Genomic DNA, 14,238 nt, shown 5'->3' with positions numbered 1-14,238 from the left:
ATATGGCGCGGCGGGCGATCATGGTCGCGGGGCTTCTGGCCCTCGCGGCGTTCAGCGGTCCACCCGCCGCGGCCAAAAGCATACGCGCGCCAACCTTCGAAAATTTCGCGGTCGTGCCCGACGAAATCCTCGGCACATGGAAAATGGTCGGGGAGAAATGCGAGGAAGGCGAAACGCCGAGCACCAAGCAGGTCGACGCGCGTATCCGCTTCGACCGCGATTCTAGCTATGAACTCACGGTGGAAGGCTGGATTTCGCGCGGACGCTACCGCGTCGAACGCATGCTTGATTCACCGCTTCGTATCCAGCTTGCCGATGTCCTTTATGAATTCGACCTCGTCGACGGCCGTCTCGAAAACTGGAGCGAAGGCGAAGCCGTATTCCTGTGCGGCCGGATCTTCGAGCGGACGAACGAATGAGCCGCGACCCCGCGCATTTTACCCATGCCCTCTGCCGGGCACCGGCGCGCTCGGCGGTCCACGGCATTCGCGCCGATGGCGGTCCCGATCCCGATTTCGCCGGCCTCGCCGCCGAGCATGAAGCCTATGTCGCGACGCTTCGCGACCTCGGCCTCGCCGTCACCGTCCTGCCGCCGCTCGACGATTTTCCCGACGCGCTGTTCACCGAAGACGTCGCACTGACCTTTCCCGAGGGCGCGATCCTGCTCCGCCCCGGTGCGCCGAGCCGCGCGGGCGAAGTCGAACATATCCGCGATGCGCTCGCCGCGCATCATCTACGCCTGCTCGAAATGACCGGTCCGGGATACGCCGATGGCGGCGACATCTTGCGCCTTGCCGACCGGGTGATCATCGGGCTCTCGGCGCGCACCGACCGGACCGGCGCCGAGGAGCTCGCTGTGCTGCTCGGCAAGCTCGGCTATCGCGCCGAGATCGCCGAAACACCGCCCGGCGTGCTCCACTTCAAGACCGGCTGCGGGCTGATCGACGAACGCACGATCCTCGTGGTCCCCGCGCTCGCGGCGTGCCCGCAGTTCGACGGGCTGGAAGTCTTGATAACGCCATCCGGCGAAGAGCCCGCCGCCAATATCCTGCGTATCCGCGATACCGTGCTCGTCGGCGATCGCTGGTCCGCGACCCACGCACTGCTCGCGGTGCGCGGCGTCGAAATCCGACCGCTCCCGACCGACCAGATCGCGCATATCGACGCAGGGCTCAGCTGCATGTCGCTGCGCTGGTGACGGCGTCGAAAATCGCTGTCCTACAATATCCCGCTGCATTAGCGTCATCGCCATGATCCAGTTTTCGCTCGCAAGCCCTTTTTGTGCATTTCAGTGTGAAGTTGCGCAGTTTTCCGCCATTTTTGCCTTTGGGATTTTTCATCAATGAAGGCTGATTCCGCGACCCCGCCCGCGCAGCGCCGCCTGCTCGGTCTGCTCCTTGTGCTGCTGCTTGCCGCGCAGATCGACCAGCCCTATCCGGAGGTCGCGTTGCTCCAGCATATCCCGACGATGCTGCTGATCGTCGCCGGACCGCTGCTGCTCCGCCGCTGGCCGCTGTCGACCGCCTCGGTCGCCTGCATCGTGGCGTTCATGGCGCTCCACACGCTCGGCGGGCGCTATGCGTACAGCAATGTGCCGTATGACGACTGGGCGCGGGCGCTGACTGGCACGACGCTGTCGGACGCCTTCGGCTGGACGCGCAATCATTATGACCGGCTTGTCCATTTTGCATTCGGTGCGTTGTCGGTGATCCCGGTGGCCGAGATCGCGCGGCGCTGGGGCGGGCTGTCCCGGCGCGGGGCGGCGCTGACCGTGCTCGGCTGGGTGCTCGCGATTTCGTGCCTCTACGAAATCTTCGAATGGCTGCTCACTATCGTCGCCGCGGGCGAGATGGCCGACCGTTATAACGGACAGCAGGGCGATATCTGGGATGCGCAAAAGGATATGGCGCTGGCGGCGCTGGGTGCGATAATGGTGCTGGCGATACCGCGCCGGGGCAGGAGATAGGTAATGCGCAAGTGGACGACCTTCGCGATGATTGGCCTGCTCGCCGCGTGCAAACCCGCCGCCGACAAGGCGCCCGTCGACGCTGATCCCGTCGTCCCGACCGTCCCCGAAGCGAAGGCCGACGGGCCGAATGCCGCAACCACCGCGGTCAGCCTTGACGGCGAAGGGCTCCGCTTTGTCGACAAGACCAGTGGCAAGACCAGCCTGCTCGCCTTCGGTGTGCCGCGCGCGCAGGCCGAAACCGCGCTCGCGAATGTCGCGGGCAAGGAGGATGACCGCAGCACCAACGAGGAATGCGGTGCCGGCGCCATGGAATTCACCCGCTATGATGCGATGACGCTGAACTTCCAGGGCGGCAAGTTCGTCGGCTGGTTCCTCGGCAACGAACCCGGCGCCGGCGCCTATTCGACGATGAGCGGCATCGGCGTCGGCACGACGCGCGCAAAGGCAAAGGAATCGGTGTCGATCGTCGACCTCGAGGACAGCACGCTGGGCGAGGAATTCAGCATCGGCACCGGCGACACCGTCATCGGCGGCATGTTCGCCGCGCCCGGCGACGCGGCCAAGATCGACGCGCTGTTCGCTGGCACCAACTGCTTCTTTCGCTGATGTCGACCACAATCACCGGAGGCTGCCGCTGCGGCCAACTGCGTTACAGCTTCGAGCAGGAAGGGCCGCTGCTCAACTATTGCTGCCACTGCCTCGATTGCCAGAAATCGACCGCGAGCGCCTTTGCCGATCAGTTGATCGTCTCGACCGACGCATTGACGCTGACCGGGCGAAGCGTGACCTTCTCGACCCAGCGTCCGTCGGGCGGCACGACGACCAACCAGCATTGCCCCGACTGTTTCAGCCGGGTGTGCAATGCGAATGACGTCTATCCCGCGATGACGATCGTGCGCGCCGGCACGCTCGACGACCCATCGGGGCTCGAACCCTTCGCGCATATATGGGTGACGCGAAAGCGCGGCTGGATAACCATCGCGGAAGGCGTCCCGACCTTCGACGAAAGCCCCGATCCGATGGAGTTCATGCGTTTCGTGATGGAGCGCCGCGGCGCCTGAATTGTCAGTGCCCCATATCCGCCGCCGACGCTTTCGGCCCACCCGGCTTCGGCGGGCGGAGCAGCAGCACCAGCGGCACCGACGCCAGCGTGACCCACATCATGGCCCAAAAATCGTCGATATAGGCGACCATCGCCGCCTGCCGGTTGATCTCGGCATTGATCATCGCCATCGCCGTTTCGCCCGCGATGCCGAAGCGGTCGGCGGTCGACGGGTCGAGCAGGGCGACCGAGCTGTTGGTGACATGCGCCGCCAGATCCGCGTGGCTCGTCTGGATGTTCGAACCAAGCAGCGTCGTCACAACCGAAATGCCGACCGATGCACCGATGCTGCGGAACAGGTTGAGCAGGCTCGACCCATCGGTGCGATATTGTGGCTGGATCGTCGCGAACGCCATGGTGTTGAGCGGAATGAAGATCAGCCCCATGCCCAGCCCCTGCACCAGCCCGCTGATGATCACCGGCTGCATCCCCATCATCAGCGACCAGTGGCTCATCTGCCAGAGCGAGTAAGCGGCGGTGAGCAGCCCGGTGCCGACCATCCAGCGCGCGTCGATCTTGCCGAGCAATTGTCCCGCGATCCACATGCTGGCGAGGATACCGACGCCGCGCAGCGCGAGCGCGACGCCGGTGTCGATCACCGGCCAGCCGAACAGATTCTGGAGCATTGGAGGCAGCAATGCCATCGATGCGAACATCACGACGCCGATCACAACCATGAAGCCCATCGCGGTGACGAGGTTGCGGTCGGCGAGCATCGCACGGCTGAACAGCGGTGCGCGCGCGGTGAACATATGGATGATGAACATCCAGAGGCACGCGAGGGCGACTCCCAGCTCGATCCAGATTTCGAGGCTGTCGAACCAGTCGAGGTGCGCGCCGCGGTCGAGCATGAGCTGGAGCGCGGCGAGCCCGAGCGCCAGCATCGAGAAACCGAACAGATCGAACCGGCGGTTGCTCCTTCTGGTTGCGGGCAGCAACGCCCACATCATCGCGAGCGTGATGAGGCCGACCGGGAGATTAACGTAAAAGACCCAGCGCCAATTGACGCTTTCGGTCAGCCAGCCGCCCAATATCGGTCCCAGAATCGGCCCGATCATGATCCCCATGCCCCAGATCGACATCGCGCGCGCGTGGCGTTCGGGCGGGTTGATGTCGAGCATCACCGATTGCGACAGCGGGCCGATAAAGGCGGCGCTGATTCCTTGCAGGAAGCGGAATGCGACCATCTGTTCGAGCGTTTGGGCGGCGCCGCAGGCCATCGACGCGACAATGAAACCGATGACCGCGGCCATGAACAATTCGCGGCGCCCGATACGATCGGCAAGCCAGCCGGTGATCGGCATCGCGACCGCGGACGCGAGGATATAGCTCGTCAACACCCACGTCACCGTTTCGCTCGTCGCGCCAAGCGCCGACTGCATATGCGGGATGGCGACATTGGCGATCGTCGTGTCGAGAATCTGCATGATCGACGCGCCCATGACCGCGACAGTCAGCAGCCCGCGATAGCGCACCCGTTCGTGCAGCGGGATGCTGTCGTCGTCGGGGAGCGCCGTAGCGGACGGTCGGCGGGGAAGGGCGCTGCTCGCCACGGGATATTACTTCGTAAACACCCGGACGTCGGCCGAGAGCCCCGCGATCATGTCGCGCGCGGGCTTTTCGTCGAAGGCGATGCGCACCGGCACGCGCTGCGTCACCTTGACCCAGTTGCCCGTGGCGTTTTGCGCCGGCAGCACCGAAAATTCGCTGCCCGTACCCGCGCCGATCGTCAGCACATGGCCGCGTACCTTGACCCCGGGATAAGCGTCGAAGCTGATTTCGGCGCGCTGGCCAACGCGCATATGGGCGAGGTCGGTTTCCTTGAAATTGGCTTCGACCCACGGATGCGCGGTATCGACCAGCGTCACCGCGGGCAGGCCTTGAACCATCATCTGGCCGATCTGCAGCCGGTCCGACTGCGCGACGCGTCCGGCGCTCGGCGCGCGGACGGTGGCGCGGCCAAGGTTCACCTGCGCCTGCGAGCGCTGGACGCGCGCCGCCTCGACCTGCGGATTGACGCCGCTCGACGGACCCGCCGCAAGCTTGGTACGCGCTTCGGCGGCGGCGGCTTCGGCCTGGCGGACCCGTTCGCGTGCCTGGGCCACCGCGTGGCGCGATGCGTCATAGGCGGCTTTGGTCGTGAAGCCCTTGTCCATCAGCGCGGCCTGGCGGCCGAAATTGACCTCGGCGAATTTGACGTCCTCGCGCGCGGCGGCGATGTCGACGTTCGACGTATTGGCGCTGGCCGACAGATTGCCGACTTCGACTTGCGCCGCGTCGATCGCGGCCGTCGCCTGCGCGACGGTCAGCGCATAGGGCTCGCCGTCGATGCGGAACAGCAACTGTCCTGCTGCAACCTGCTGTCCGTCGCGCACCGCGACCTCGGTGATGCGCCCGCCGACTTCGGCGGCGACCGACACCTTGTCCATCTGGACATAGGCATTGTCGGTCGACACCGACCCGCCGCTGGTCAGCCACCAGACGGCGCCGCCCGCGATGAGCAGCGCGGGCAGGCCGAACATCAACAGGCGCGTGCGCCAGCTGGCCTTAGGGCTAGCCTCTGTCGCCGGCGAGGCGGGCAGCGGATCGGCTTTTGGTGCCGCTACGGGCGGCGTTGCCTCTTCGGCTTTCGGGCGGGAGGGGGAGAGCTGGTCCATCAGGCGGTCTCATTTTCTTTTTGGCAGATGCGGCGGGACAGGTTGGCGCGGACGCGTTCGACGAGGTCGATCAATTGTTCGGCTTCGGCGGCGGTCAGGCCTTCGGTCGCCTCGGCGGTCAGCGCGTCGGCGGTGTCGCGCATGCCGCCGAGCAGTTCGCCCGCGCGCGGAGTCAGATAAAGCTGCCAGGCGCGGCGGTCGCCAGGGTCCGCGCGGCGCTCGACCAGTTCGGCCTCGACCAGCCGGTCGACCATCCGCGACAGGGTGATCGGTTCGACCTCGATCAGTTCGGCGAGCGGCCCCTGTCGGATGCCCTCGTGCCGTTTCAGATAGGTGATCAGCCGCCATTGCAGCGCGGTGATGCCGCTGCCCTTCGTGCGCGCGTTGAACGAACGGCGGAACAGCCGCGCCGTGTCGTTCAGCAGAAATCCGATCGTTTCGCTCATGGACTAGGATATAATAGCAACTGCTACTATATTCAACAGCCCGATACCCTTGCCAACAATCTCGAATCCGGTGTAAAATTTCTTTACACTGCTTGCGCCGGGCGCGTTTTTCGGCAGGATGGCGTCATGACATTGACCGCCGACCTCTTCTGGTCCTTTCGTTCGCCGTACAGCTACCTTGCTATCGGCCGTTACCGCGCGCTGGCTGCCAGCCATGACGTGACGATCAACCTTCGCCCCGTTTATCCGCTCGCGATCCGCCAGCCCGACTTCTTCGAACGCAACCACCCCAATTGGCTGAGCTATACGATGCGCGACATGATCCGCGTCGCGCAGTTCCACGGCATTCCCTTTGGTCCGCCGCGCCCCGACCCGATCGTGCAGGACATGACGACGCGCGCGATCGCAGCCGAACAGCCCTATATCTATCGCCTGACGCGGCTGGGGCAGGCGGCGTCGCGCCGCGGCAAGAGCCTGGCCTTCGCGCATGAGGCGGCGCAGCTGATCTGGGGCGGCGCGCGCGACTGGCATCTCGGCGATCATCTGGCGGGCGCCGCGCGCCGGGCGGGACTCGACCTTGCCGAACTCGATGCCGAGGCGGTGAGCGAGGCCGATACGCTCGACAATGAAATCGCCGCCAACCAGGTCGCGCTCGAGATCGCGGGCCATTGGGGGGTGCCGACTTTGGTGTTCGACGGCGAACCCTTTTTCGGGCAGGACCGGATCGAAATGGCGAAGTGGCGCTTGGAACAGAAGGGGCTGCGACCGCGATGAGCGAACCCGATAGCCTCGGCGGGGGCTGCCTGTGTGGCATGGTCCGCTATACCGTGCGCCCCGGCTTTCGCATGCGTCCCTATGCCTGCCATTGCCAAGACTGTCAGCGCCGGACGGGCAGCGCTTTCGGTATCCAGCTTGGCGTTGCCGAAGCAGACCTTTTCGTCGAGGGCGAAGTGATCAAGGGCCGCCATGCGCAGCCGAGCGGTGCGGTTGCCGGTATCTTTGCCTGCGCGGCTTGTCTGACCAGGCTCTGGACCACCAACGACCGGCGGCCGGGGATCGTTAATCTGCGCGCGGGGACGCTGGACAACAGTCCCGAAATCGAGCCTGCTGCTCATTTCTGGGTCCGTTCGAAGCAGCCGTGGATATCGATACCCGAAGGGGTCGTCGCACTCGACACCCAGCCCCAATCGCCGGACGAATGGATGCAGTTGCTAGGACAGCCGAGCGCATGACGATCGAACCGCAATTTTTCGAGGCACGCGACGGTGTGCGGCTGGCGTGGCGCGAACTCGGCGAGGGGCGCCCGTTGCTCCTCCTCCACGGCCTGTTTTCGAGCGGCGAGGTCAACTGGATCAAGTTCGGTACCGCCGCGCGCATCGCGGCGGCGGGATACCGTGTGATCATGCCCGACCTGCGCGTCCACGGTTCGAGCGAGGCGCCGCACGAGGAGGAATTTTATCCGCCCGATGTGCTGGTGCACGACCTTGAGGATCTGGTCGCTCATCTTGGCCTTACCGATTTCGACCTTGGCGGCTTTTCGCTTGGCGCCCGTACGAGCGTGCGGGCGGTCGTTGCCGGCATGAAGCCGCAGCGGTTGATCCTCGGCGGCATGGGTCTTGCGGGGCTTGCCGGATGGCAGCGGCGCGGGCAATTCTTCAAGCGCGTGATCGCCGAATATGAAACGGCCAAGCGCGGCGACGCGACCTGGCTGTCGATCCAGTTCATGAAAACGATGAAGGTCGATCGCATTGCTGCAGGGCATCTGCTCGACAGCTTTACCGATACGCCGCCCGAAGCGCTTACTGCGTTGACCATGCCCGTGCTCGTCGTGTGCGGCGCCGACGATCAGGACAATGGTTCGGCGCCCGAGCTGGTCGCGGCGCTTGCTGACGCGCGGCTCGCGACGATCCCCGGCACCCATATGTCGAGCGTCACCTATCCCGAACTCGGCGACGCGATCGCGGCGTTCCTCACCGCTTGACCGGACTCGCGGCAAGCGCCTAGCTGTTGCCATCGCGCCAGAGAGCGCCGTGTAACAATCCAGAGGACGCACCCCATGAAAGCCATGATTTCGAGCCTGTCGCTTGCCCTGTCGCTTGCGGCGGTCGGCCCCGCCGTCGGCGCGGAGCAGAAGCCGGCAACATCCACCGCCAGCACTGCAAAGCCCACTGCCGCAGACGCCGATGCGTTTATCGCCGCCGCGGAGAAAGACCTGTTCGACTATACGGTCGAGGCGAGCCAGGTGAACTGGGTCAACAGCACCTATCTGACCGAAGATACCGATGCGATGGCGTCGCGGATCAACGCCGTCGGGACCGAAAAGTCGGTCAAATATGCGCTCGAAGCCGCGAAATATAAGGATGTTCCCGGCCTGAGCGCCGACACCAAGCGCAAGCTCGACATATTGCGCACCGGCCTCGTCCTTCCCGCGCCGACGAAGCCCGGCGCCGCGACCGAACTCAATACGATCGCAACGAACCTCCAGTCGCAATATGGCAAGGGCCGCGGCACGCTGAACGGCAAGGAGATCTCGGGCTCCGACATCGAGGCCGAGATGGGCGACCTCAAGAATACGCCCGCGCAATTCGCCGAAATGTGGACGAGCTGGCACGACAATGTCGGCGCGCCGATGAAGGACGACTATGCGAAAATGGTCGGTATCGCCAACGAAGGTTCGAAGGAACTGGGCTTCGCCGATACCGGCGCGATGTGGCGTTCGGGGTACGACATGTCGCCCGAAGAGTTCGCCAAGACGACCGAGCGTTTGTGGCAGGAAGTGAAGCCGCTCTATATGGCGCTCCACACCTACACGCGCTGGAAGCTCAACGAAAAATATGGCGACGCGGTGCAGCCGAAGACCGGCCCGATCCGCGCCGACCTGCTCGGCAATATGTGGGCGCAGGAATGGGGCAATATCTACCCGCTCGTCGCACCCAAGGGGTCGGGCGACCTGGGTTATGATGTCGGCGACCTGTTGACCGCGCAAGGCAAGACCCCGCTCGACATGGTCAAGGCGGGCGAGAATTTTTACTCCTCGCTCGGTATGGCGCCGCTGCCCGAAACCTTCTGGAAGCGGAGCCAGTTTCTGAAGCCCGCCGACCGCGAGGTCATCTGTCACGCATCGGCGTGGGATATCGACAACAAGGACGATATCCGGATCAAGATGTGCATCAAGGTGAACGCCGACGACTTCACCACCATCCATCACGAGCTGGGGCATAATTACTACCAGCGCGCCTATAACAAGCAGCCCTATCTCTACCTCAACGGCGCCAACGACGGCTTCCACGAGGCGATCGGCGATTTCGTCGCGCTGTCGATCACCCCGCAATATCTGGTCGACATCGGCCTGCTCGACAAGGCGAAGGTGCCGAGCGCCGACAAGGATACCGGCCTGCTGCTGCGGCAGGCGATGGACAAGGTCGCGTTCCTGCCGTTCGGCCTGCTCGTCGACCGCTGGCGCTGGGGCGTCTTCGACGGCACGATCAAGCCCGCCGATTACAATACGGCATGGACGCAGCTGCGCACCCAATATCAGGGCATCGTCCCGCCGGCTGCGCGTCCCGCCAATGCCTTCGATGCAGGCGCGAAGTTCCACATCCCCGGCAACACCCCCTACACCCGCTATTTCCTCGCACGCATCCTGCAGTTCCAATTCTATGAGGCTGCCTGCAAGCAGGCGGGCTGGAAAGGGCCGCTCCATCGCTGCTCCTTCTATGGCAACAAGGCGGTCGGCGCGAAGCTGAACGCGATGCTCGAAATGGGGGCGTCGAAGCCGTGGCCCGATGCGCTGGAAGCCTTTACCGGCAGCCGCGAAATGTCGGGCAAGGCGATGGCCGACTATTTCGCGCCGCTGAAGACATGGCTCGACGAACAGAATAAGGGCAAGCCGCAGGGTTGGTGAGCCATATACGCAATATCGTCGCCCTGCGCCATTTTCGCGCGGGGCGGCGGGGCCCTCCGCACAAATCGTCCTTTGCCGGGGTGGACCCCGGATCAAGTCCGGGGTGACGAACGAGGGTTAACTGCCCGCCGTTTTGGCCGCCCCCGTGCCATTTTTCGCTGTAGGCTCCGGATCATTCGCCGGGCTGGGCAGTCCGAAGAAGGCGCGGCGTGCGGCCTCGCCGGCCCTGCGGAGCGGGACGAAGGCTTCGGTGCGGGCGGATTCCCAGGCTTCTTCTTCGGTCGCATCGAGGGTGCGTTCATAGTCTTCGTCGCCGAACACGCCCTCCTCGATGCCGATATAATCCTCCGGCGGCGGGAAGTTGGTGCGCCATTCGCCGGTTTCTTCGTCGGGCCAGATCGTCATCGCGGCGGCCGCCTCTTCGGGGGTCGGTTCGGTTTCGGGCTCATCGTCAAGACCCGCGGAAAACTGCGCAACTTCACGCGCGATCGGCGTGTCTTTCCACAGCGTGGCGAGCGGGTTAGCGCGGTAGTCGCGGCCGGCGAGCCAGCAGGCGAGCGCGGCATTATGGCCGCCCGCACCGGTATCGGCGTCCTCGACAGCGAAGAGCGACAGGAAGCCCGCCCAGTCGCCCGCGATGATCTGTGCGAGCATCGCTTCGCCGGCGCGGGCGCGGATGTCGACGGCGCGGTCGAGCCGCGCGAGCATCGCAAGGCCGAGGCTGGGGATCTGGCGGCGGCGCTTGGTGAAGCTGCGCTGCGTTTCGGCCTCGGCGAGGCGCTCGGTGCTTTCCTCGACCCCGTAGAGCGCGCGGTCGAGCAGTTCGTCGACGAGCCGGTCGCGCGCGATGAGCAGCGCCGCGGCCCAGCCAAGCGAAAAGGCGGCGCCCTCGGGCCGGCGGCGCAGCTGATAGGCGGCGCCTGGCGACATCGACACGCGCAACGCGGCGATGCGTACCGAGCCGGTGACCGATAAATGGTCGAGAAAATCGCGCTGGAGCGCCGGGGTCCAGTGGTAGCTGGCGGGGGCGGGGATGTCGGTCGGGTTGGCGGTAGTGTCTTCCATGTCGATTCGTCCTCAGGTTAAGGGAAACCAAGCAAGCGAACCATATCGGTGAAATGTAGGAAAGGGTTTTTGCCGCGACACCGATCCTATTTCGTCATCTCGCCGGATGCGCACTCGACCCGGGCGTCGGGAATGGCGGCCAACGACCGGTTGCGGACATAGGTACCGTCACCCCGGGCTTGACCCGGGGCCTGCCTTTGCCTTTCGGACGGCAAGGAAGGCGGGTCCCGGGTCAAGCCCGGGATGACGAAAGGCAATGGCAGTTCACCACCCCATAGCCGTCATTGGCTCCGATCGCGTCCGAATGACCGCAATCGACCGAAAGGCGACCTCTTTGCCCGTTCGCATCGAGCGAAGTCGAGATGCCCATCGGCACGGCACAAGGACGAAGGGTGTCTCGACTTCGCTCGACACGAACGGACGCGGGACGTTTTCGAAAGCGTCCAGCCGCTACCTATCGACCATCGTCACCCCGGACTTGATCGGGGGTCCATGACGACGGCGCAGCTATGGATCCCGGGTCAAGCCCGGGACGACGAAGGTCTGAATGGGACCAAGAGTTGCTGTTCCCCGGCGAAGGCCGGGGTCCAGGGCGCAACCAGCAGACGTCTGCTCTCCAACGCTCTGGGCCCAGGCCTTCGCCGGGGAACAATATGGCGGCTGACGACCAGTTGCTGACATCTTCTCCCCTCCCGCAAGCGGGAGGGGTCGGGGGTGGGCAGCGACGTTGCGTTCGTGCCCACCCCGCTGCGGCTAGCCAGCAAGCTGGCAAGCCTCGCTGCCCCTCCCGCTTGCGGGAGGGGAGAGCAACGCCCGCTTCCCATCCCAAAGCAGATGCTATCGTCGTCCCGACCCGATGCCGTTCGATCAGTCGGAATGCGTTTCGACCGCCTGCTTGAACCGCGCCAGCCGCGCGGTGGCTGCAGCCGCGTGGGGACCGATCCAGCGGTCGTGGATGTCCTGGATCGGCATCGCGTTGAGATGGTTCCAGCGTTCGCGCCCGCGGCGTTCGGCGATCAGCAAATCGGCATCCTCCAAAACCTTCAGATGCTGCATCACCGTGCAGCGATCGAGGTCGGGGAAATGCGTGCACAGGGTTCCTGTGGTCAGCGGTTGATCCTTGAGATCGTCGAGAATCTGCCGCCGGACCGGCGACGCAAGCGCCTTGAAAACCGCGTCATATTGATCGTGGATTGACATGTTATAAATTTATAACATAATGAAGGGCGAATCAAGCGGAGAATGGTCATGGAATTGAAATTCAGGGTCGCGGCGCGGATTGCGAAGCCGGTTCACGACGTGTTCGAGGCGGTTGCCGATCCGAAGACGTTGTCCGAATATTTCACCACGGGCGGCGCCGAGGGGCGGCTTGCGACCGGTGCGACGGTGACATGGGACTTCCTCGACTTCCCCGGGGCCTTTCCGGTCTATGTGATCGAGGTTGTCGAAGACGAGAAGATCGTCCTCGAGTGGCAGGCGAATGAAGGCGAGGCGCCGAATGTCGAGGGCGGCGAGATGAAGGACAGCGACTATCGCACGCGGGTGACGATGAGCTTCAAGGGACTCGACGACGGCCGCACGCTCGTCGAGATCGCCGAGGAAGGCTGGCGGGAAAATCAGGGCGCGCTCGCGGCGTCCTATGGCAATTGTCAGGGCTGGTCGCAGATGCTCTGCGCGCTCAAGGCATGGATCGAGCATGGCATCAATCTGCGCGCGGGCATGTACAAGTAACGTCCGCTATTCGGGGACTTCGAGGCGCAACGCGCGGGTGCCGATCGGCGCGCCGGTGTTGGCGTCGACCACCACCGGGCTGATCGCTTCGCCGGTTTCGACATCCAGATGCCGGCTGAGCGCGCCCGCGCCATTATATTTCCTCCCCCAGGCGCCAATCGCCAGCAGGATCGGCAGGAAGTCGCGCCCTGCATCGGTCAGCAGATATTCGTCGCGCGGTGGACGCTGGCTGTAGCGCCGCTTCTCCAGCAAGCCCGCCTCGGTGAGTGCGGCAAGCCGCCGCGACAGGATGTTCGGCGCGATGCCCAGGCTGGTGCGGAGTTGTTCGTAGCGCGTGAGGCCGCGCTCGACGTCGCGCAGCACGAGCATGCTCCAGCGGTCGCCCACGCGCATCAGGCCGCGGTCGACGGGGCAGGTGCCCGAAATTTCTTTTTCGCCATCCATTGAATGCATGTAGGCGAGTCACTATCATTTTGCAAGTGACCCGCTCCCGGGTCTTTGCAGGAGTCCAGATATGTCCACGTCAGACCTTGGAACGGCTTTGATTACCGGTGCTTCGACCGGCCTTGGCGCCGTTTATGCCGACCGCCTCGCGCGGCGCGGGCACGACCTGATCCTCGTTGCCCGCAACGGTGCGCAGATGGAAGAACTCGCCGCCAGGTTGCGCGCCGACACCGGCGTCGCGGTCGATGTGATCGTCGCCGACCTGACCAATGGCGACGATGTGACGCGCATCGAGCAGCGGCTGATCGACGACGCGACCATCGCGCTGTTTGTGAACAATGCCGGCATGTCGCTGAACGGCGGCACGCTCGAAAACAGCGCCGCCGAGGTGCAGACGATCATCGCGCTCAACATCACCGCCGCGGCGCGGCTCGCGATCGCGGCGGGCAAGGCGTTCGGCGCGCGCGGCAAGGGCGCGATCGTCAACATTGCCTCGGTCCTCGCGCTCGCGCCGGAACTGTACGAAGGCGTTTATAGCGGGTCGAAGGCATTCCTGCTGAACCTCAGCCTTGCGCTTGCCAACAGCCTTCGCGAGCAGGGTGTGGTGGTGCAGGCCGTGCTGCCGGGTGCGACGCGCACCGAAATCTGGGAACGTTCGGGCAAGGACGTCGACGCCTTTCCGGCCGAAATGGTGATGGATGCCGGCGACCTTGTCGACGCGGCATTGCTCGGGCTGGGCCGCGGCGAGGACGTCACGATCCCGCCGCTCGCCGACGAAGGCCAGTGGGATGCGTATCACGCGGCCCGGCTCGCGATGGGTCCGGGATTGTCACGGCGCGACGTGGCGGATCGCTATCGAGTGAGCGAAGCGGTTTGAAATCCCGTTGGGTCCCCGTGAAGGCGGGGACCTGCATTCGGAT

At 64.7% G+C, this 14,238-nt stretch carries 17 protein-coding genes; 11 read left to right on the top strand and 6 right to left on the bottom strand.

The window, feature by feature from the left end; translation table 11 throughout:
* The first annotated feature begins 2 nt into the window (after positions 1 to 2).
* The 5 genes from AC07NV_RS04845 to AC07NV_RS04825 all read left to right on the top strand — a co-directional run bounded on the left by AC07NV_RS04845 (position 3) and on the right by AC07NV_RS04825 (position 3,030).
* Complete coding sequence (locus tag AC07NV_RS04845; protein ID WP_495165221.1) at positions 3 to 419, top strand: hypothetical protein; 417 nt, start codon at positions 3 to 5, stop codon at positions 417 to 419.
* Complete coding sequence (locus AC07NV_RS04840; protein ID WP_495165220.1) at positions 416 to 1,198, top strand: dimethylarginine dimethylaminohydrolase family protein; 783 nt, start codon at positions 416 to 418, stop codon at positions 1,196 to 1,198. Before AC07NV_RS04845 ends, AC07NV_RS04840 begins: the two co-directional genes overlap by 4 nt.
* Positions 1,199 to 1,342: 144 nt before the next feature.
* Positions 1,343 to 1,966 (top strand): DUF2238 domain-containing protein, encoded by a 624-nt coding sequence (locus AC07NV_RS04835; protein WP_495165219.1) that lies wholly within the window; start codon positions 1,343 to 1,345, stop codon positions 1,964 to 1,966.
* 3 nt (positions 1,967 to 1,969) lie between these two features.
* Positions 1,970 to 2,575 (top strand): hypothetical protein, encoded by a 606-nt coding sequence (locus AC07NV_RS04830; RefSeq protein WP_495165218.1) that lies wholly within the window; start codon positions 1,970 to 1,972, stop codon positions 2,573 to 2,575.
* Entirely contained in the window at positions 2,575 to 3,030 is a 456-nt protein-coding gene (locus AC07NV_RS04825) for a GFA family protein (protein WP_495165217.1), read from the top strand. Before AC07NV_RS04830 ends, AC07NV_RS04825 begins: the two co-directional genes overlap by 1 nt.
* A 4-nt stretch (positions 3,031 to 3,034) precedes the next feature.
* On the opposite strand, the gene AC07NV_RS04820 is transcribed toward AC07NV_RS04825, so the two are convergent.
* The 3 genes from AC07NV_RS04820 to AC07NV_RS04810 are packed head-to-tail and all read right to left on the bottom strand — an operon-like array spanning position 3,035 to position 6,174.
* Complete coding sequence (locus tag AC07NV_RS04820; RefSeq protein ID WP_495165216.1) at positions 3,035 to 4,624, bottom strand: MDR family MFS transporter; 1,590 nt, start codon at positions 4,622 to 4,624, stop codon at positions 3,035 to 3,037.
* Between the two features lie 6 nt (positions 4,625 to 4,630).
* The gene (locus AC07NV_RS04815; protein WP_495165215.1) at positions 4,631 to 5,728 is read right to left on the bottom strand and encodes an HlyD family secretion protein; all 1,098 of its coding nucleotides are present in this window, start codon (positions 5,726 to 5,728) and stop codon (positions 4,631 to 4,633) included.
* A complete protein-coding gene (locus AC07NV_RS04810; protein ID WP_495165214.1) occupies positions 5,728 to 6,174 on the bottom strand; it encodes a MarR family winged helix-turn-helix transcriptional regulator in 447 nt (148 codons plus the stop codon). Before AC07NV_RS04810 ends, AC07NV_RS04815 begins: the two co-directional genes overlap by 1 nt.
* A gap of 126 nt (positions 6,175 to 6,300) precedes the next feature.
* Here AC07NV_RS04810 and AC07NV_RS04805 point away from each other — a divergent pair, with 126 nt between their 5' ends.
* The 4 genes from AC07NV_RS04805 to AC07NV_RS04790 all read left to right on the top strand — a co-directional run bounded on the left by AC07NV_RS04805 (position 6,301) and on the right by AC07NV_RS04790 (position 10,078).
* Positions 6,301 to 6,948, top strand: coding sequence for a 2-hydroxychromene-2-carboxylate isomerase (locus AC07NV_RS04805; RefSeq protein WP_495165213.1), 648 nt, complete (start codon positions 6,301 to 6,303; stop codon positions 6,946 to 6,948).
* A complete protein-coding gene (locus tag AC07NV_RS04800) occupies positions 6,945 to 7,406 on the top strand; it encodes a GFA family protein (RefSeq protein ID WP_495165212.1) in 462 nt (153 codons plus the stop codon). Before AC07NV_RS04805 ends, AC07NV_RS04800 begins: the two co-directional genes overlap by 4 nt.
* A complete protein-coding gene (locus tag AC07NV_RS04795; protein WP_495165211.1) occupies positions 7,403 to 8,155 on the top strand; it encodes an alpha/beta fold hydrolase in 753 nt (250 codons plus the stop codon). Before AC07NV_RS04800 ends, AC07NV_RS04795 begins: the two co-directional genes overlap by 4 nt.
* Positions 8,156 to 8,230: 75 nt before the next feature.
* Complete coding sequence (locus AC07NV_RS04790) at positions 8,231 to 10,078, top strand: M2 family metallopeptidase (protein WP_495165210.1); 1,848 nt, start codon at positions 8,231 to 8,233, stop codon at positions 10,076 to 10,078.
* A gap of 117 nt (positions 10,079 to 10,195) precedes the next feature.
* On the opposite strand, the gene AC07NV_RS04785 is transcribed toward AC07NV_RS04790, so the two are convergent.
* Positions 10,196 to 11,143, bottom strand: coding sequence for a hypothetical protein (locus tag AC07NV_RS04785; RefSeq protein ID WP_495165209.1), 948 nt, complete (start codon positions 11,141 to 11,143; stop codon positions 10,196 to 10,198).
* An 867-nt stretch (positions 11,144 to 12,010) separates the two neighbouring features.
* On the bottom strand, positions 12,011 to 12,343 hold the full coding sequence (locus AC07NV_RS04780; protein ID WP_495165208.1) for an ArsR/SmtB family transcription factor: 333 nt from the start codon (positions 12,341 to 12,343) through the stop codon (positions 12,011 to 12,013).
* 48 nt (positions 12,344 to 12,391) lie between these two features.
* On the opposite strand from AC07NV_RS04780, the gene AC07NV_RS04775 reads away from it, so the two are divergent.
* On the top strand, positions 12,392 to 12,874 hold the full coding sequence (locus tag AC07NV_RS04775; RefSeq protein ID WP_495165207.1) for an SRPBCC family protein: 483 nt from the start codon (positions 12,392 to 12,394) through the stop codon (positions 12,872 to 12,874).
* Positions 12,875 to 12,880: 6 nt separating this feature from the next.
* On the opposite strand, the gene AC07NV_RS04770 is transcribed toward AC07NV_RS04775, so the two are convergent.
* Positions 12,881 to 13,318: a winged helix-turn-helix transcriptional regulator gene (locus AC07NV_RS04770; RefSeq protein WP_495165206.1), complete on the bottom strand. Its 438-nt coding sequence runs from the start codon at positions 13,316 to 13,318 to the stop codon at positions 12,881 to 12,883.
* Between the two features lie 70 nt (positions 13,319 to 13,388).
* Between AC07NV_RS04770 and AC07NV_RS04765 the strand changes: the two genes are divergently transcribed.
* On the top strand, positions 13,389 to 14,195 hold the full coding sequence (locus tag AC07NV_RS04765) for an SDR family NAD(P)-dependent oxidoreductase (protein WP_495165205.1): 807 nt from the start codon (positions 13,389 to 13,391) through the stop codon (positions 14,193 to 14,195).
* Positions 14,196 to 14,238 lie beyond the last annotated feature (43 nt).

This window comes from Sphingopyxis sp. GW821-FHT10B01 (genome assembly GCF_059415685.1).
Note: the sequence above shows the minus strand (reverse complement) of the source record. Positions and strands in the feature narration are given on the sequence as shown.